Source organism: Pedobacter kyungheensis, assembly GCF_000812965.1.
GTDB lineage: Bacteria > Bacteroidota > Bacteroidia > Sphingobacteriales > Sphingobacteriaceae > Pedobacter > Pedobacter kyungheensis.
This window is the reverse complement of record NZ_JSYN01000012.1, coordinates 25,781-44,956: the sequence shown is the minus strand read 5'-3', so window position 1 is coordinate 44,956 and position 19,176 is coordinate 25,781. Positions and strand designations below refer to the sequence as shown.

Here is a 19,176-nt window from a genome sequence, read left to right as displayed (position 1 = left end):
CCGTTTTCAGTTAACAATTAGCAGTGGGCTGTTAATGATAAACATCAAGAAATATAGTAAATTAATAAGCTTTAGTCGTTACCAATGACTATTGAACAAATGAACTAACAACCATACTATGAAAGGTATAATTTTAGCCGGTGGTAGCGGCACACGTTTGCATCCTTTAACATTGGCTTGTAGTAAACAAATGATGCCTGTTTACGATAAACCCATGATTTATTATCCGCTTTCTACTTTGATGTTGGCTGGGATAAAGGAAATCCTGATTATCTCTACCCCGCACGACTTACCTAATTTCGAAAAATTATTAGGCGATGGTGCAGCATTGGGCTGTAAATTCAGTTACGCGGTACAGGCAGAACCCAATGGCTTAGCACAGGCTTTTGTAATTGGCGAGAAATTTATTGGTCAGGATAAGGTTGCCCTGGTATTGGGCGATAACATTTTTCATGGTGATGGAATGGCTAAATTATTACAAGCCAGTTCTGATCCTGATGGTGGTGTAGTATTCGCATACCAAGTGTCAGATCCGGAACGTTATGGCGTAGTTGAATTTGATGAAAACAAAAAAGCGATTTCGATCGAAGAAAAACCTGTAAAGCCTAAATCAGACTATGCGGTGCCTGGATTATATTTTTACGATAACGAAGTAGTAGAAATTGCGAAAAATATTAAGCCATCTCCAAGAGGTGAATACGAAATTACCGATGTAAACCGCATTTATTTGGAGCGCGGTAAGTTGAAGGTTGGCGTATTGAGCCGCGGTACTGCCTGGTTAGATACCGGTACATTTACCTCTTTAATGCAGGCCGGGCAGTTTGTACAGATTATTGAAGAAAGACAAGGCTTAAAAATTGGCTGCATTGAGGAGATTGCCTATCGCATGGGCTTTATTGATGCAGAGCAACTAAAAGCTATTGCCACACCATTGGTTAAAAGTGGTTATGGCAGTTATTTGCTGAAGCAGATTAAATAAACCATTATAAGATATTAGGATTGCATAAATCACCAATTCAGGTTATGCTGGTTGGTGATTTTTTATTTTTAAGTTTTTCATTTTATTATGAAATTCTCTTGAGCAAGAGAGTTGGAAGCAACACTCTATCGCGAACATTTCCTTTTCACGTCATGCTGAACGCGTTTCAGCATCTCTTCATAGTAACTAATCCAAAGGAATATCAGGACAGTGTAACGGCTATCTGATTGCCGAAAGCCTCCTCAGCTTTACCGATTTATCTTATCTTTGCGCTGTCACCGTAAGAAAAATGAATTCAAAAAAGCAGATTGCCATTATAGGTTTAGGTTATGTGGGATTGCCATTGGCGATCGAATTTGCTAAAAAATATAATGTGATAGGTTTCGACACTAACCAAATTCGGGTAGCAGAACTCAATCAGCTCGAAGACCGCACTAACGAAGCCAACCTCAATGATTTAAAATTTGTACTTAATGCCGAAGACAAAAGCGTTCGATTAAAATTAAGTGCTGAGCTGAGTGATTTAAAAACCTGTACCATTTATATTGTTACTGTTCCTACCCCTATCGATCATCTTAAACGGCCAGATTTGCAACCTTTACTCGCTGCCAGCAGTATGTTGGGAACTGTGCTTAAAAGGGGGGATATCGTCATTTACGAATCCACTGTTTACCCAGGCTGTACCGAAGAAGACTGTGTACCTGTTTTGGAAAAAAAATCAGGACTAAAATACAATATTGACTTTTTCTGCGGTTACTCTCCAGAACGCATCAATCCGGGTGATAAAATCAATACACTTACTAAAATTAAAAAGGTTACCTCAGGCTCTACGCTAGCCATTGCATCTGAAGTCGATCAGCTCTATGCTTCAGTTATCACTGCAGGAACCCATTTGGCACCCAGTATCAAAGTAGCTGAGGCTTCAAAAGCAATAGAGAACGCCCAGCGTGACGTTAATATTTCTTTTGTTAATGAGCTGGCCTTAATTTTTGACCGTATGGGCATTGATACGGCTGATGTACTAGCTGCCGCCGCTACCAAATGGAATTTTCTGAATTATAAACCGGGGCTCGTGGGCGGGCATTGCATCGGTGTTGATCCTTATTATTTAGCGCATAAATCAGAAGCATTGGGTTACAAACCTGAAGTGATCTTATCCGGCCGTAGGGTAAATGACAACATGGGGCTTTTTGTGGCCAACAAAGTGGTTAAAATGCTGGCGGCAAGGAATAAGGTAATTAATGGAGCCAGAGCGTTGATTTTAGGCTTTGCATTTAAAGAAAACTGTCCTGATACACGAAACACCCGCGTGATTGATATTTATAAAGAATTGAGATCATTCAGTATGGAGGTTGATGTTTGCGATCCCTGGGCAAATGTTCAAGAAGTAAAAGCCGAATATCGAATCCAATTAATTGAAGAGAACCAATTTGGACAATATGATGTGGTAATTTTAGCGGTGGCACATCAGCAATTTTTAGCATTCGATTATGACAGTTTCAGGAAAAAAGGAACACTGATTTTTGATACCAAATCTTTCATCAACAGAGATTTAACCGATGCCAGATTATAGATTATATGTCTTTTACCTATTCATATTAAAAAATCAATACACAGCACTGACCTGGGTATTATAATTCTACCTGCTGGCATTGGAAATAGGAAGAAACAACAAACGGGCATATCGAATATGTCCCGTTTGCTTGTAGTTGGTAGTATTTGGCTTCTTTAAACATTTAGTTGATTTATAAGAAGGCCACTGAATTTATATTAGTTTCTTTTTAAAAAATCCTCATAAGCTAATGTAATCCCATTCTCTAAATTTACACTATGTTTCCATCCAAGATTGTGAAGTTTACTTACATCCATTAATTTTCTTGGTGTCCCATCGGGTTTGGTCGAATCGAAAACCAGTTCTCCTTTGAAATCGACAATATCTTTAATTAAAAGGGCTAAATCCTTAATTGTTAAATCCTCTCCTGTGCCAATATTTATCAGATTAGGTTCGTTATAGGTTTCCATCAGGAAAAAACAAGCATCAGCCAGATCATCTGCAAAAAGAAATTCACGCATGGGGGCACCAGAACCCCATACTACTACCTGTTTCTCGTTGTTGATTTTTGCTTCATGAAATCTACGAATCAAAGCAGGCAGAACATGAGAGTTTTGTGGGTGATAGTTGTCATTATAACCATATAAGTTAGTCGGCATTACTGATATAAAGTTGCAGCCATATTGTTCACGATAAGCGTCGCACATTTTTATTCCTGCAATCTTGGCAATGGCATAAGGTTCATTTGTATACTCTAAAAGGCCGGTCAAAAGATATTCCTCTTTTAAAGGTTGAGGAGCCATTTTGGGATAGATACAGCTTGAACCTAAAAACATTAATTTTTTAACCTTATTCAAATAGGAATTATTTATTATATTATTTTGAATGGCTAAGTTTTCGAAAAGAAAATCGGCCCGATAGGTGTTGTTTGCTACTATACCACCAACTTTTGCTGCTGCAAGAAACACATAGTCAGGTTGGTTTTCTCTAAAGAAATGAGCTACGGCTTGCTGATCGCGGAGGTCTAATTCTGATGATGTTTTCGTGAGAAGATTATTGTAACCTTCTTTCTGAAGTTTGCGATAAATAGCAGAGCCAACCATTCCTCTGTGACCTGCAATAAAAATTTTAGCTTCTTTTTCCAATTTAATTTTTTTAAATGTATACGAAAATACAATAGATTAAGTAGATGACATAAAAAAAAGATGCGATGCTCGTTTTTTTTAGATGTTAGCTATTTTTGATTACCAACGTCAGATTATAGCGCAAACTATTTATATTTAATTGTTCTTTTCTGGTTAAAAAAATAGAAAGATTAATGAAAAGATATGGTAGACAGTGTATAGAATTTCTACTTGAAAAATGAGCTAATTTTTTGATGCTGAATGTGAACAGGGCCTGACTATTCGTCAATATAAAAAGAATATTGAGGTATAAATAGAAAAAATTCCTTATGCAGTAGACAATAGATATTTAATTCCCCAAATTTTTTATTGAAAGAGTGCTTGCGCATGCCTGATTGTGAAACGGTGGCGTTTCGCGTTTGTCACAATTTACAAAAGAATTTTGTAACGGGATTAAGCCACTCTTGTTTATATCTAATTATTGTGATGAAAATTTTAAATTAGGATAATCAACAACATACAGTAGCTGTTAGTTCAGTTTAAAATGAAAAACTATTGCAAGTTAATTTCTTGTTAAAATTGCGTGTTATTAGCAATTGAACCCTGTATTTAAGAATGTTATTTCTAAGGTATGTCTGATTTACTCTACTGTTTATTTGAAAATTATATAAATTAACCTAGATTTACGACATCTTAAAGACGTTCTCGCCAAATATTTCGTTTTATTTTGCGTGGATGTCTGGATTAAGATGTTGGTTAGTCAAATTTAAGACAGTTGATTTAAATGCTTTCGCTATAATATGTTTAGCTTTTTTAATAGGAAAAATAAGATTACGGATATTTCCTGGCTCGGAGTAGATATGCACTCTCATATCTTACCAGGTATTGACGATGGTTCGCCTGATGTTGCCACCTCTATTCGTTTCGTGAAGAGTTTACAAGAATTGGGTTTCGATCAATTGATTGCTACACCACACATTTTCAAAGAATTGTATCCGAATACTCCAAAAACTATTGGAGATGCAAAAGCTTTATTGCAGTCAGAAATGACAAAGCAAAACATTACATTAAAATTAGGAGCTGCAGCAGAGTATATGGTCGATCAGGATTTTACCTTGAACCAACCGCTTTGTAAGCTGGATCATAAACATGTATTGATCGAAATGTCTTATTTGAATGAATCTCCTGAGATTAGTAAAACCATATTCGATATCGAAATTGCTGGCTATCAGCCGATACTAGCACACCCAGAACGGTATACTTTTTATTTCAAAGATCAAAACAGGTTAAAACGATTTAAGGAAAAAGGTTGCCTAATGCAGTTGAATTTGCTATCTGTAGTTGGTTATTATGGTAAAGAAGTTAAGCAATTGGCCGAAATTTTAATAAAGGAAAAGATGTATGATTTGGCTGGCACTGACTTGCATCATGATAAGCATTTAATCACGCTCACTAACGCTGTAGAATCAGGCAAGTTATATGAGTTAATAGGAGCGTATGGATTCAAGAATCAGGAAATTTTTGGGCAGGTATTGATTTGAACGGAAATAAGATTGGCTAAAGTTTACCTATCCGCTTTGATCAATAAGGAGGAGTAGAACACTATCAAATTCATATCTTTTAGATATTACAATTAAATGATTAAGTTTGCACCCTGTCTGTTGTGTAAATTCTATTTCTTGACAGCAAAATTTATCTATGAATAAACAAAATAACGTAATTAAAGGGTTCTTTATCGCTTCCTTATTTTCAACGATAACCCTAAGTTCTTCCTGTGTGAGCAATAAAAAGATAGCATACTTTCAGGACATTCAAACAGTGAATCAAGCAAAATTGGAGAATGCTGCAGTTTTTACAGCCCCAACTATTCAGCCTGATGATATTTTAAGTATTAATATATTCACACTTAATCCACAAACCGGTTCTATTATTAATCAAGCTGCTGCAACACCTACGCTAGGAGGAAATACGAATACTAGTTTAGCTACTCAAAGCACTGGTTTTTTGGTTGATAAAAATGGTGAGGTTGAGCTTTCATTAATTGGGAAATTAAAAGTTTCCGGATTGACGACTTATCAAGCTCGTGAATTAATTAGGGAAAAAGCCGCCGACGTTTATAAGCAACCCAACGTACAATTGCGTTTTGCAAACTTTAAAGTTAGTGTTTTAGGGGAGGTAAATGCCCCATCGGCCTATACTTTGCCTAATGAAAAAGTAACTATTTTAGATGCTTTAAGTTTGGCTGGTGATTTGACAATATACGGTAAAAGAGATAACGTTTTGATTGTCAGAGATAACGATGGTAAAAAAGAATTTGCACGCTTAGACTTGAACTCTTCGAATATCTTTAATAGCCAATTTTATTATTTAAAGCAAAATGATGTTATTTATGTTGAGCCTAACAAGCGAAAAGTTTCAGCCTCGAATTCTGCTCAAATTCAAACCATTGGAGTACTAGCATCTGTAATCTCAGTAATTGTTCTTGCCATTACTAGTTTTAAATAGTTTAACCCATGAATAACTCGATGGATAGAAGCATGATACATGCAGAAGAAGAAGAAAGCATCAATTTAAAAGAAATACTGAATAAACTTGTTGATAAATGGCCTTGGTTTTTGATAAGTGTATTCATCTGCCTACTAATAGCATTTTTATATAGCAAGTTTACGCCGCCTACCTATCAAATTAATGCGAAGATATTAGTTAATGACGATGAAAAAGGAGGAGGTTTAGGAGGAAAAACCAGCGGTCTAATGGACCTTGGGGGGTTATTGGGGGCTAAGAACTCTGTTGATAATGAGGCGGAGATTTTAAAAACCAGGTATTTAATGGAGCAGGTGGTACGTCAGATGCAATTGAATATTGTTTACTCTAGTAAATCAGGTCTTGTAAGACGTGAATTATATAGTCCGCCATTTAAACTGAATGTCGTTAAGGGGGTAGATACTATCTTGGCCACTAGCTTTGACATTCGTAGAACTGCGGGGAATAAACTTCAGGTTAAAACTAATAGCTTTGAGAAAGTCGTTCAATGGGGAGAACCCTTTAGCGTAAATGGAGTTGGCACTATCCAGATTGATAAGGGACAAATAGAACCGCTTGACGAAAAAGAATATTTTGTGTTTGTAAGCTCGATTGACTCGCGGGTAGCGTCTTTAATGCAACAGCTCTCAGTTACTGTCACTAATAAGCAAGTCAGTATAATTGATTTAGGCCTGTCGTATCCTTTACAAGATAAAGGCGAGGATATTTTAGGCGCATTGATACACAAATATACATCTGCAAATCTTGGGGATAAAAATGCTATTGCAGACAGTACTTATAAGTTTATTAAGGAGAGACTTAATGTAATAGCTTCTGAACTTGGAGATGTAGAAGATAAAGTAGAAAGTTTTAAACAGCGTAACAGATTAGCTGATATGTCTGAGCAAGGTAAGTTGTTGGTGAAGAATACAGGAGAATATACCTCTGAACTAGCAAAGGCTGAAACACAAGTTAAAATATTAACCGAGATAGAGTCTTATCTAAAAGACACCAACGGCACCAAGCGCGTATTCCCCTCCTCTATGATTCCAGGAGATTTAGTTTTTTCGAATTTGTTGGGGCAATACAATTCCTTATTGATGGAAAGGGAACGGCAGTTGTTAAGTGTTACAGAAGAAAGCCCATTTGTTCAGAGTATAGATAAGCAGATTTTAGGTTTGAGGAAAGATATTCTTTCAAATATTGAAACTTCTAAAAATAGTTATATTGCGATGCGAGACAAATTCAAATCGCAATTGCAAGCGGCTGAAAACGAAGTTTCTGGCGTTCCACAAATTGAAAAAAATTACCTTAAATTGGCTCGAAATCAGCAAATTAAGCAGGAATTGTATATTTTTTTGATGCAAAAGGCAGAGGAAACAGCTATCTCAAAGACTTCTAATATTTCAGTTGCTAAAATAATAGATCCACCAAAAGCTCAAGTGATTCCAATTAGTCCCAAAAAGAATGTTATTTATTTAGCAGGCCTTTTTGCAGGGTTAATATTTCCATTGATCCTTATCTTTGGACAGGAACTTATAAGTACAAGTATTAAGACTAAGGAAGAGATCACAAAACACACCCGTGTACCAGTAATTGGAGAAATCAGTCATAACGGAAGTTCGGACAATTTGATTGTAGCCAATCAAGGCCGTTCTGCAATCTCTGAACAATTTAGAGCACTTCGAACTAATCTTTCGTTTTATCTGAAAACAGAAGAAGAGAAAGTTATTCTGTTAACTTCGAGTATGAGTGGGGAGGGAAAATCTTTTACAGCTATTAATTTAGGTAATATTTTAGCTTTAGCGGGGAAAAAAGTTCTTTTAATGGAGCTGGACTTGAGAAAGCCTGGCTTGTCAGCAAAACTAAATGTCAATAATGGAGTTGGTTTTAGTAATTTTACAATTGATCCTGACATTACAATACAGCATATTGTAAAGCCGCTAACAATTAATAAAAATATGTTCATTATTTCTTCTGGTCCATTGCCACCTAACCCAGCTGAAACATTATTAAGTGAAAGGACTCCTGTATTGATAGAAGAATTAAAAAAACAGTTTGATTATATCATTATGGATGCCCCCCCGGTAGGTATTATAACTGATGCACAATTACTTTCTAATTATGCAGATGTAACACTTTACCTGGTTAGGCAAAAAGTTACACAGAAAGCACAACTTAGTATTGTTGAAGAATTATATACCAGTGCAAAAATGAAAAATATTGGTATCGTAGTTAATGACATTATCAGTAAAGACTATGGTTATGGTTATGGCTACGGAAATTATGGCGAAAGTGCAGAAAAGAGCATTTGGCAAAAGTTGAAGATCAAGCGTTAGAGATATTTGGCTCATTATAAATATAAAATGAAAACAGCATTAATTACTGGAATTACGGGGCAAGACGGCGCATATTTGGCCGAATTGTTATTGCAAAAGGGGTATATCGTACACGGCATCAAAAGAAGAAGTTCCTTATTCAATACAGATCGTATCGATCATTTGTATCAAGATCTGCATGAGGAAAAAATTAGATTTAAACTTCACTATGGTGATTTAACCGATTCGACTAATTTAATCAGAATTGTTCAGGAAGTACAGCCTGATGAGATTTATAATTTAGGCGCGATGAGCCATGTTAAGGTATCGTTTGATTCTCCTGAATATGTTGCCAATGTAGATGGTATCGGAACACTAAGGATATTAGAAGCAGTAAGAATCCTGGGTTTGGAAAAGAAAACCAGGGTTTACCAGGCTTCGACTTCTGAGTTATATGGTGGTATGCCAGAGAATAAAAATGATAAAGGATTTTATGATGAAAATTCTCCTTTTTATCCACGTTCTCCATATGGAGCAGCTAAGATTTATGGTTTTTGGATCACTAAAAACTATCGTGAAGCTTATGGTATGTTCGCCTGTAATGGAATTCTATTCAACCATGAAAGTCCATTAAGGGGGGAAACATTTGTAACTCGTAAAATTACCCGTGCGGTTGCGAAAATTGCTCAGGGCTTGCAAGAAAAATTGTACTTAGGCAATTTAGAGGCAGAAAGGGATTGGGGACATGCCAAAGATTACGTGGAAGCCATGTGGCGTATTTTGCAACAAGATGTTCCTGATGATTATGTTATTGCAACCGGCGTAACCACAAAAGTTCGTGACTTCGTTAGAATGGCTTTTGCAGAGGTAGGTATCACTTTAGCATTCAAGGGGCAAGGTGTTGAGGAGATAGCTTATGTTGTATCTTGTTCAAATCCAGACTTTCAGATCACAGCGGGAACAGAGGTAGTTGGTGTTGACCCGGCTTACTTCCGTCCAACAGAAGTAGATTTGTTAATCGGTGATCCTACTAAGTCAAAAACGAAGTTAGGCTGGGAGCCGAAATACGATTTGGCTGCTTTGGTAAAAGAAATGGTTGCTACTGATGTAGAGCATTTCAGAAAAGAAACTTTGCTTAAATCGCACGGATATAAAATCAAAAATCAGTTTGATTAAGAGAGGCTTTAACCATGCAATCATTAAGCTGCCAATAAAAATTTTAAATCACTATTTTCTTCACTGATAGAAAATACGCATCAATAATGAACTATACGCTAAAAGTTGCTGATATTAGAAAGGAAACTGAAGACACAGTTACTTTGTGCTTTAAGCAACCGGGGCTAAAGAAAATCAAATATTTGGCAGGGCAGTACCTGACATTAATCTTTAGAATTAATGGGAGGCGTTATATTCGCCCCTATTCTTTTTCTTCATGCCCTGGAATTGATTCTTTTTTAGAGATTACAGTTAAACGGGTAGAAAATGGACTGGTATCCAATCATATCAATGATATGGTTAAGATTGGCGATTCCATTGAAGTGATGCCGCCTATGGGCGACTTTGTTTTTGAAGAAGATTATGCTTTCACTGATGTGTTTTTTTGGGGAGTAGGTAGTGGTATTACACCACTGATCTCCATCATTAAATATATACTAACTGCGAAAGAAAATGTAAGGGTACACTTAAATTATGGCAATAAAAACCATGAAACAACCATTTTTAGGGATCAGATTCAACAATTAAATACACAATACCCTGAACGTTTAGTGGTGAGGAATTTTCATACTAAAATATTTGTAGATGAAAGCCATCCATATTTAATTCAAGGCAGAATTGACCAAGATAAAGCTTTACAAATACTGGAAGATGAACTTGATCCGAATCAATGTGCACATTATATCTGTGGTCCTGCAGGTTTAAAAGAGTCAGTAAAAAAGGCGCTACAAACTAAATATGGATTTTTAGCAAATGTATTCTCCGAGGATTTTGAGCTGGTTAAGGACCCAAAAGATTTTGAAGATGTATATACACAAAAAATTTTAATAAATTTTGGTGGTAATCAATATCCATTAGAGATTGCAAAAGGCAAAAGTATTTTAGAAGCTGCATTGAACGCCGATATTGAATTGCCTTACTCTTGCCAAACCGGTAATTGTAGTACTTGTAAGGGTAAGCTGATTTCGGGCGATGCTAAAATGATTGGATTAAGTAAAGAGCGTAATGATCTTGTCGCAGGTGAATTTTTATTATGCTGCACACATCCTTTAACAGAGAACGTACAAATAAGTATATAACGTAAAAATATGAAGGTAGTAATACTAGCAGGCGGTTTAGGTACCCGATTAATGGAAGAAACAGAAGCTCGTCCGAAGCCAATGGTAGAAATCGGTGGTAAGCCGATTTTGTGGCACATCATGAAAATCTATGAAGCTTATGGCTACAATGATTTTGTACTTTGCTTAGGTTATAAAGCGCAATCTGTTAAAGAATATTTTTTAAACTATTATCTTTATAACTCCGACGTTTCAATTGATATAGAAAAAAATAAAGTTGATGTTCATTTTTCAAACTCAGAGTCTTTCAAGGTAACACTAGTAGATACTGGATTAAAAACCAATACGGCTGGGCGTATCAAAAAGATCCAGAAGTATGTTGATGGAGAAACATTTATGCTTACTTATGGAGATGGTGTTTCTGATGTTAACATTTCTGAACTAGTAAAATTCCATAAAAGCCATGGCCGTTTAGCTACTTTAACCAGCATACAAACACCTGGCCGTTTTGGGAACATAGAAATGGATGAAAATGGAGGGGTAGAGCACTTTGTGGAGAAGCCTCAAGGTGATGGAATGTGGATTAATGGAGGATTCTTTGTATTGGAACCGGGTATTTTCAAATATTTGGAAGGAGATGTTGAAGATGTTCAATGGGAAAATAAGCCGCTTAAAGAAATTGCTAACAATGGCCAACTTGCAGCGTTTAAACATGAGGGTTTCTGGAAGCCAATGGACGCTTTGAGAGACAGAATTGAACTAGAAGCATTGTGGAGCAGTGGTGAAGCAAAATGGAAAATCTGGTAAGATGAGTTTTCAAAATATATATCAAGGGAAAAAAGTATTAGTTACCGGGCATACAGGGTTTAAAGGGTCATGGTTAGCCATTTGGCTAAAAGAACTTGGGGCTGAAGTTTACGGTTATGCATTAGCGCCATATTCTGATATGGACAATTTTGTAACGACTAAACTATCTGGTCTCATTCATCACCAGGAAGGAGATGTTAGAGATGGGGCAAAACTAAAGCAATATTTTAAGGAAGTACAGCCTGATTTCGCTTTTCATTTGGCTGCACAACCTTTGGTATTACTATCCTATCAAGATCCAGTAGGTACTTTTGATACCAACTTAATGGGTACAGTTAACTTTTGGGAGGCTGTAAGGGCTACCTTATCCGTAAAAGCCGCAGTTAACGTTACCACTGATAAATGTTATGATAATAAGGAGTGGGTTTGGGGGTACCGTGAAAATGATCCTATGGGCGGAAAAGATCCTTATAGTGCATCCAAAGGCTGTTCGGAGCTGATTACCAGTTCTTACCTTGAATCATTTTTCAAAGCCGAGGGAACCGCAAATATTGCATCTGCCCGTGCCGGAAATGTGATTGGTGGAGGCGATTGGGCATTAGATAGAATTATCCCTGATTATTTTAGGGCTTTTAAAAAGGGTGAAAAATTGGAAGTTAGAAATCCACATGCCACCCGCCCATGGCAGCACGTGCTTGAGCCGTTAAGTGGTTATTTAAATCTCGGTGCAGAATTATATATTCAAGGAAAAGCTTTTAGTGGAGGTTGGAATTTTGGACCAGAAGACATGACCAATTATTCAGTAAAACAATTGATAGACTGCATGTTGAAACTGGATAATAAAGGTGGTTATTTTGTGCCGGAAGGTACCAGCAAATTACATGAGGCGGTATTATTGAAGCTTGATATTTCAAAAGCCGCAAACTTTCTGAAATGGAAACCAGTATTGAGTTTTGAAGATACGGTGGAATTTACACTAACAGGTTATTTAGCAGATCTAGATAATACTAAAGATGTTTACGCTTCAAGGAAAGAACAAATTGAAATATTTACCGAAAAAGCAAAAATGAAACAAATTAATTGGTCTGAATAATGAAAATAGTTAAAACTGAATTTCAGGATATTTTCATTATGGAATACGCCTCATATAAAGACAACAGGGGGGAGTTTGTGAAAACAATTCATGAAGAAACTTTTGCTGAACATGGATTAGACTCGAAATTTACAGAAAGTTTTTACTCCGTTTCTGATAAAAATGTAATACGTGGCATGCACTATCAAAAGCCACCTGCTGATCATGCAAAGTTGGTTTATGTGATTACAGGTGCAATTATTGATGTTGTGCTTGATATCAGGCAAAATTCTCCAACATTTGGTCAAGCTTTTTCTGTCGAACTATCAGCAGAAAATCGTAAGGGAATTTATATTGGAAAAGGTTTTGCTCACGGATTTTTAGCGCTCGAAAAAGATACTACGGTTGAATATCACACCACGACTTCTCAAGACAAAGAAGCAGAAGGCGGTATAAAGTATGATTCCTTTGGATTCAAGTGGACCATAGATAAACCAATTTTGTCCATACGTGATATGGCTTTTGAAGGTTTTATCCCATCAAAGCAATATTTTTAATGAACATATTACTAACTGGAGCAACAGGGTATGTAGGTAGAAATTTGATTTCGTATCTAGTAAATTCTTCTGATCATAAACTTTTTGCTATCACAAGGCGGGAAGTTGAGTTGGATAGCAAAGTTGTTGTCATAAAAGATGATGATAACCTTGAAGATGAAATAATTAAGTTACAACCCGATATTGTTATTCATCTTGCATCTTACCTCACAGCGAGATCTGAAGTAAATGATATTCATCAGTTAATAAATGCAAATATTACTTTTGGAACTTTATTATTAAATGCACTTCAAAAAGTAAAAATTAAATGTTTTATAAATGTGGGATCATTTTCAGAATACCATTTTAGCGATGGAAATTTAAATCCAACCTATCTATATGCTGCAACCAAAACCGCATTCAGGTCAATATTAAATTATTATGCTGCATTAAATAACTTTAAGGTTGTTCATGTAATCCCCTATACAATCTATGGTGGGCAGGATACTCAAAAAAAGATAATAGATATTTTATTTGATGCAATACATGCAACTGAACCGGTTAAAATTTCGGAAGGTTTGCAGTACCTCGATTTTATTTATATCTCTGATTTGATTAATTTTTTCCATAAATTGATTGATGGATTTGAAAAAATAGACCACAATGATGTTTTGCATTTGGGCACAGGAAAGGTTCATAATCTTAGAGAGGTAGCAGCAAAAATTGAGGAAATTACACACTCAAAACTAAAATTAGATTGGGGAGCATATCCTCCAAGGTTACGTGATACGGTTTATGCAAATGCACCTATTGGGAAATTGAAAATATTGCTCAATTGGGAACCAGAAATAACATTAGAAAAAGGATTGATTTTAAAATATAAACAATTACAAAATGGGTACAGTGAACGTTAATTATGATCTTAAAGTTTTTAAGGCATCAGTTCCGGGACAAGATTATATTCCAGTAACTGGAAAAATTATTGAAGAAGACGACTTACTGCTTTGCATGGAGTCAGTCGCAGATGGATGGTTAACAGCTGGAAGGTTTGCTACTGAATTCGAAGCAGAATTTGCAAAATATTTTGGAGCGGCGAAGGCTTTGTTGGTAAACTCTGGTTCTTCTGCCAATTTGGTCGCATTTTATGCTTTAACCTCTCCGAAACTAGGTGATAGAGCAATCAAACCGGGAGATGAGGTGATCACTGTTGCTGCTGGTTTTCCTACAACTGTAAATCCAATCGTCCAATTTGGAGCTATCCCTGTGTTTATCGATGTGGATGTTGCTACGCATAATCTGAAATCTGACATGATAGAAGCTGCTGTTTCTCCAAAAACGAAAGCAATTATGATTGCACACTCTTTGGGTAATCCATTCGATTTGGACGAGGTAATGCGTGTGGCAAAAAAATATAACCTATGGGTAGTTGAAGATGATTGCGATTCGTTAGGTGCAACTTATAAGGGTAAAAAAACCGGGACATTTGGAGATATTTCGACCTTCTCATTTTACCCGGCACACCACATTACCATGGGCGAAGGTGGTGCTGTAATTGTAAATAATCCTGAACTTTCTAAAATAGCAGAAAGCTTTAGAGATTGGGGAAGAGATTGTTATTGTTTGCCAGGAAAAGATGATACATGTGGTTGTCGTTTTGGGCAGCAGTTAGGCTCTTTACCTTACGGTTACGACCATAAATATACTTATTCTCATATAGGCTTTAATTTAAAGGTAACAGACATGCAAGCAGCGCTTGGCGTATCTCAAATGCGTAAAATTGATCGTTTTGTGCAAAAAAGGCGCGAAAATTATGCAATGCTGTATGAGCGCATGAAAGAGTTCGAAGATATTTTCATTCTGCCTGAACCAACCCCAGATTCAGAGCCTTCTTGGTTCGGATTTTTGATGACTTTGAGAGAAGGAGATGCAAACGATCGTCACATGTTAGTTCAGTATTTGGAAGAAAATAAAATTGGTACCCGTTTATTATTTGCAGGTAACCTGTTGAGGCAACCGGCTTACGCTAATGTTGAGCATAGGGTTGTTGGAGATTTAGCTAATACTGATATCATCATGAACCAATCTTTTTGGTTAGGCGTTTGGCCCGGATTAGATGCCGTACATTACGATTATATCGCCGATGTGATTAGGAAATATATAAACAGTTAGGTTATGATTTTGGTTTTGGGTGCGGGATTGGCAGGGATTAGTAGTTCATATCATTTAGATCATGAATGTTTAGTTGTAGAAAAAAAACATCACATCGGAGGCCATATCTATTCCCATCAAATTGATGGTTTTACATGGGATGAGGGCCCTCATGTTTCCTTTACGAAACATAAATATGTGAAAGATTTGTTTGCAAAAAGTTTGAATGGCAAATATTTAGAATATCCGGTGTTCCCTACCAACTATTACAAAGGTTATTGGATAAACCATCCTGCGCAATCAAATCTTTATGCTGTTCCTGAGCCGATACGGACCAAATGTTTAAATGATTTTTTATCCAGTAGAAATGAAAATCAGGAAGAAATTGTACCCAAGAACTATGAAGATTGGTCAATTTTGGCTTTTGGAAAGGCATTTTATGAGGAGTTCGTAAAATCTTATACCAAAAAATATTGGACTGTCGAACCGAAAGATTTAACAACAGATTGGGTGGGGGGGAGAGTTTTTTTTCCTGATGTAGAAACCGTGAAACAAGGCTTCTTAGCTCCTTTGGATCAATCAACACATTATATTACTTCTGTCAGATATCCTGAAAAGGGCGGATACTTTAGTTATACCAATGGTTTACGTGAAGGAATGAATGTTGAATTGAACAAAACAGTTGAGCGAATTTCGTTAGCTTCAAAAACAGTTTATTTTGCTGATGGGTCTAATATAGAATATTCAAAACTCATTAATACCCTGCCTCTACCCGAGTTTGTGCGTTATATTGAGGCAACGCCTGAAGTGAACAAGGCAGCTGATGATCTGGCATGCTCTGAACTTTTGTTGATTAATTATGTAATAAATCATCGTGCAAAAATAGATGCCCATTGGTTTTATGTGTACGATGCAGATAAGTACGCAACACGTGTAAACTTTACGGAGCTTTTATCTCCCCAAAATGGGCAAGAGGGTAAAACCGGAATTCAGGTCGAGGTATATTTTTCAAAATATCGGCCACAGATTGAGCCTGTTGAAATTATTGTTAATCGTGTACTCGAAGAATTAATTGAAATGAGATTAGTTGAAAGCAGGGATTTCTTAGAGAATAGCAATACTCAATATATTAAGTATGCAAATGTGATCTGTGATTTGCCTAGAAGACAGGCTCTCGAAACCATTTTTTCTTACTTGGAGCAATATGGCTTAGTAAGAGAAAGCGATGATTTGGAGCCTATGACAGATTGGGATAAAAAGTTAGAAAATAATGATGCTAGTAAAATAGGCGATATTGTTTTAGCAGGCAGGTTCGGCCAGTGGAAGTATTTTTGGACAGATGATTGCATTTTGAGGGGAAAATTTATTGCCGATAAACTTGGTTCTAATTAAATTTAGATGATTAAGAACATTTCAAAAAAAGACATTATTTGGGGTTATGGTGCCCAATTTTTCTCAATCGCATCGGGAGTTTTGGTTTTACCCTTAATACTTCATTTACTTAGTCCAGAAGAGATTGGCATGAATTATTTGATGCTAACTGTCGGATCATTGGTTGCATTATTTGATTTCGGTTTTGGCCCACAATTTGGACGGAATATTACTTACATCTTTAGCGGAGCACAAGAGTTAAAAAAAGAAGGTATTCATACTAATGAAGAAGGTGAAAAACAAATTAACTATCGACTATTAGCTACGATGATCTATACTGTTCGATTTGTTTATCGTAGGTTGTCACTTATAGTTTTAGTTGTTATGCTTTCCTTCGGAACGCTCTATATTTATAAGGTAACTAATGGTTTTACAAATGTACATCGATCCTTATTTATTTGGATAGTTTATTCCATATCAACTTTCTTCAATATGTATTATACCTATTATGCTTCATTATTAATAGGAAAAGGGATGATAATGGAATCAAAAAAGGCCATGGTCTATTCCAGAATTGTGTACATTGTTATAAATGTCTCTTTGTTGTTATTAGGAGTTGGTTTACTCTCTATAGCAATTGCCAATTTGCTGGCCCCTTTTGTAGAAAGGCTTATTTCTCACTATTATTTCTTTACAAAGGAATTCAAGAGTAAAATCGATCAATTTGTAATCACCAAAAAAGAAAAACTAGATTTGTTTAATATCGTTTGGCATAATGCACGCAAACTGGGGCTAGTTTTTATCGGATCTTATGCAATTACCCGTTTTGCAATGTTTTTAGGAGGTTTGTATTTGAGTTTATCGGATATTGCTTCCTATGGCTTAATGGTACAACTCGTTGGAATAATTTCTGGTATTGCTAGTACCCTTTTTATGATTAATAATCCACGTTTTGCTGAACTAAATATTAAAGGAAATATTAATGATCTAAAAAAAGAATTTGCTTTTGCCATGGGGATTTTTTATCTACTGTTCCTTATTGGCGGCGCTTTTCTAGTATTGGCCGTACCCGAATTATTAATATTAATTAAAGCAAAGGCAGTATTACCTGTATCAGGTATCCTTATTTTATATTTGATTATAATGTTACTCGAAACCAATCATTCTTTTTTTGCAACAATGATCGTTATTGGTAATTCTGTTCCCTTTATGTGGGTTTCATTGATTACGGGTGGATTTATTGCTTTAGGAAGTTATTTTTCCTTATCCTTTACAAATTATGGTTTATTGGGTTTGGTATTAGTGCAGGGTATTGTGCAATTGGCATATAATAATTGGAAATGGCCTTTTGTTATTTTGAATAAATATAATATAAGTTTATTCAGCTTTTTAAGATTAGCTGTTTCGGAAGTATTTTATAGATTAAAAACATACTCTTATGGTAGATAAAAGCACTGATTTTTTTAAAATTGAAGATAATTTTGCAAAGACAAAAAGTGTTGAATCTATTCCCATAATTCAATCAAAGTTAAGTTTTAAGCCCAAAATTACGATTGCAATACCCACCTATAAAAGGGCAGATTTATTGAAGGAATCTCTAAATAGCGCCATTAATCAAATAGAATACGATGATTTCGATATAGTTGTAGTAGATAATAACCCAGAACGTGGTTGTGATACTGAAAAAATAATGAATTCTTATAACAACCCTCGCATAAGTTATTATAAGAATTCACAAAACATTGGAATGTTTGGTAATTGGAACAGGTGCATTTCGCTTTCTTCTGGGCAATATCTGTCAATTTTGAACGATGATGATACGTTGGAGTTAAATTATTTAAAATCTGTTCAAGGGATCCTTTTAAAAATGACAGATTTGAATGCTATTATAGTTGGACATAAAGTAATTGATTCTGATGGGAATCTAATTTTTGAGCACAAAAATGATAAACTAAAAATTAATAAAGTTATTCCTTTAGATTTACACCTCGGTAATGTAAACCCAGGATCGCTTGGGATCTTATTTACGAGGGGTAGTCTGTTAAAAATGGGGGGGTATAATGAAAAATTTTATCCCTCATCAGATTATATGTTTTTAGTGCAGTATTTGGTCAACTTTAATAATGTATTTTACTTAAATTCCTCGTTAACTAATTATCGTATTGGGTTTAATGAATCAATAAAAATAGCTACTCTTCAGGGGTTTATTGAAACTGATAAAAAAATCAGAAATTCATTTAAAATTATTTACCCTTCACTAAGTTGTATCATAACTTTGGCACAAAAAGCAATAGAGTTAAGGCAATATAAATTATTATGTGAAGTATCGGATGAATTTTTAAAGATATATTCAGAACAAATATTCAGAATGGAAAATGACATAAACATTTTTAACAAAATTGCTTTCAAGTCAATTCCAATCTTGTGTAAATTAATAAGGTTCAAAAATAATTTTTAATAATTATACTGTTTC

At 35.6% G+C, this 19,176-nt stretch carries 16 protein-coding genes; 15 read left to right on the top strand and 1 reads right to left on the bottom strand.

Annotation, left to right across the window (positions count from 1 at the left end; translation table 11 throughout):
• Positions 1 to 118 precede the first annotated feature (118 nt).
• Positions 119 to 979, top strand: a complete 861-nt coding sequence (gene rfbA / locus OC25_RS11280) for a glucose-1-phosphate thymidylyltransferase RfbA (protein WP_039475888.1) — start codon at positions 119 to 121, stop codon at positions 977 to 979.
• Positions 980 to 1,268: 289 nt separating this feature from the next.
• Entirely contained in the window at positions 1,269 to 2,552 is a 1,284-nt protein-coding gene (locus OC25_RS11275) for a nucleotide sugar dehydrogenase (protein ID WP_039475886.1), read from the top strand.
• 197 nt (positions 2,553 to 2,749) lie between these two features.
• Here OC25_RS11275 and fcl read toward each other — a convergent pair whose 3' ends face one another.
• Positions 2,750 to 3,676, bottom strand: a complete 927-nt coding sequence (gene fcl / locus OC25_RS11270) for a GDP-L-fucose synthase (protein WP_039475884.1) — start codon at positions 3,674 to 3,676, stop codon at positions 2,750 to 2,752.
• Between the two features lie 779 nt (positions 3,677 to 4,455).
• Here fcl and OC25_RS11265 point away from each other — a divergent pair.
• The 13 genes from OC25_RS11265 to OC25_RS11205 all read left to right on the top strand — a co-directional run bounded on the left by OC25_RS11265 (position 4,456) and on the right by OC25_RS11205 (position 19,161).
• Positions 4,456 to 5,196: a tyrosine-protein phosphatase gene (locus OC25_RS11265; protein WP_039475882.1), complete on the top strand. Its 741-nt coding sequence runs from the start codon at positions 4,456 to 4,458 to the stop codon at positions 5,194 to 5,196.
• Between the two features lie 157 nt (positions 5,197 to 5,353).
• Positions 5,354 to 6,160: a polysaccharide biosynthesis/export family protein gene (locus OC25_RS11260; protein WP_039475881.1), complete on the top strand. Its 807-nt coding sequence runs from the start codon at positions 5,354 to 5,356 to the stop codon at positions 6,158 to 6,160.
• Between the two features lie 8 nt (positions 6,161 to 6,168).
• Positions 6,169 to 8,517 carry a GumC family protein gene (locus OC25_RS11255; protein ID WP_039475879.1) on the top strand — a complete coding sequence of 783 codons (2,349 nt, stop codon included), beginning with the start codon at positions 6,169 to 6,171 and terminating at the stop codon, positions 8,515 to 8,517.
• A 27-nt stretch (positions 8,518 to 8,544) separates the two neighbouring features.
• Positions 8,545 to 9,672 (top strand): GDP-mannose 4,6-dehydratase, encoded by a 1,128-nt coding sequence (gmd, locus tag OC25_RS11250; protein ID WP_039475877.1) that lies wholly within the window; start codon positions 8,545 to 8,547, stop codon positions 9,670 to 9,672.
• 86 nt (positions 9,673 to 9,758) lie between these two features.
• A complete protein-coding gene (locus OC25_RS11245) occupies positions 9,759 to 10,790 on the top strand; it encodes a ferredoxin--NADP reductase (protein WP_039475875.1) in 1,032 nt (343 codons plus the stop codon).
• A gap of 9 nt (positions 10,791 to 10,799) precedes the next feature.
• The gene (gene rfbF / locus OC25_RS11240) at positions 10,800 to 11,576 is read left to right on the top strand and encodes a glucose-1-phosphate cytidylyltransferase (RefSeq protein WP_039475873.1); all 777 of its coding nucleotides are present in this window, start codon (positions 10,800 to 10,802) and stop codon (positions 11,574 to 11,576) included.
• 1 nt (position 11,577) lies between these two features.
• On the top strand, positions 11,578 to 12,669 hold the full coding sequence (gene rfbG / locus OC25_RS11235; protein WP_039476032.1) for a CDP-glucose 4,6-dehydratase: 1,092 nt from the start codon (positions 11,578 to 11,580) through the stop codon (positions 12,667 to 12,669).
• Positions 12,669 to 13,205: a dTDP-4-dehydrorhamnose 3,5-epimerase gene (rfbC, locus tag OC25_RS11230; RefSeq protein WP_039475871.1), complete on the top strand. Its 537-nt coding sequence runs from the start codon at positions 12,669 to 12,671 to the stop codon at positions 13,203 to 13,205. Before rfbG ends, rfbC begins: the two co-directional genes overlap by 1 nt.
• Positions 13,205 to 14,098 (top strand): NAD-dependent epimerase/dehydratase family protein, encoded by an 894-nt coding sequence (locus OC25_RS11225; protein ID WP_039475870.1) that lies wholly within the window; start codon positions 13,205 to 13,207, stop codon positions 14,096 to 14,098. The genes rfbC and OC25_RS11225 overlap by 1 nt, the downstream gene beginning before the upstream one ends.
• Entirely contained in the window at positions 14,079 to 15,353 is a 1,275-nt protein-coding gene (gene rfbH / locus OC25_RS11220; protein ID WP_039475867.1) for a lipopolysaccharide biosynthesis protein RfbH, read from the top strand. Before OC25_RS11225 ends, rfbH begins: the two co-directional genes overlap by 20 nt.
• A 3-nt stretch (positions 15,354 to 15,356) precedes the next feature.
• Positions 15,357 to 16,724: a protoporphyrinogen/coproporphyrinogen oxidase gene (locus tag OC25_RS11215; RefSeq protein WP_039475865.1), complete on the top strand. Its 1,368-nt coding sequence runs from the start codon at positions 15,357 to 15,359 to the stop codon at positions 16,722 to 16,724.
• 6 nt (positions 16,725 to 16,730) lie between these two features.
• Positions 16,731 to 18,152, top strand: coding sequence for an O-unit flippase-like protein (wzx, locus tag OC25_RS11210; protein ID WP_039475862.1), 1,422 nt, complete (start codon positions 16,731 to 16,733; stop codon positions 18,150 to 18,152).
• Complete coding sequence (locus OC25_RS11205; RefSeq protein ID WP_039475859.1) at positions 18,142 to 19,161, top strand: glycosyltransferase; 1,020 nt, start codon at positions 18,142 to 18,144, stop codon at positions 19,159 to 19,161. Before wzx ends, OC25_RS11205 begins: the two co-directional genes overlap by 11 nt.
• Positions 19,162 to 19,176: the final 15 nt, after the last annotated feature.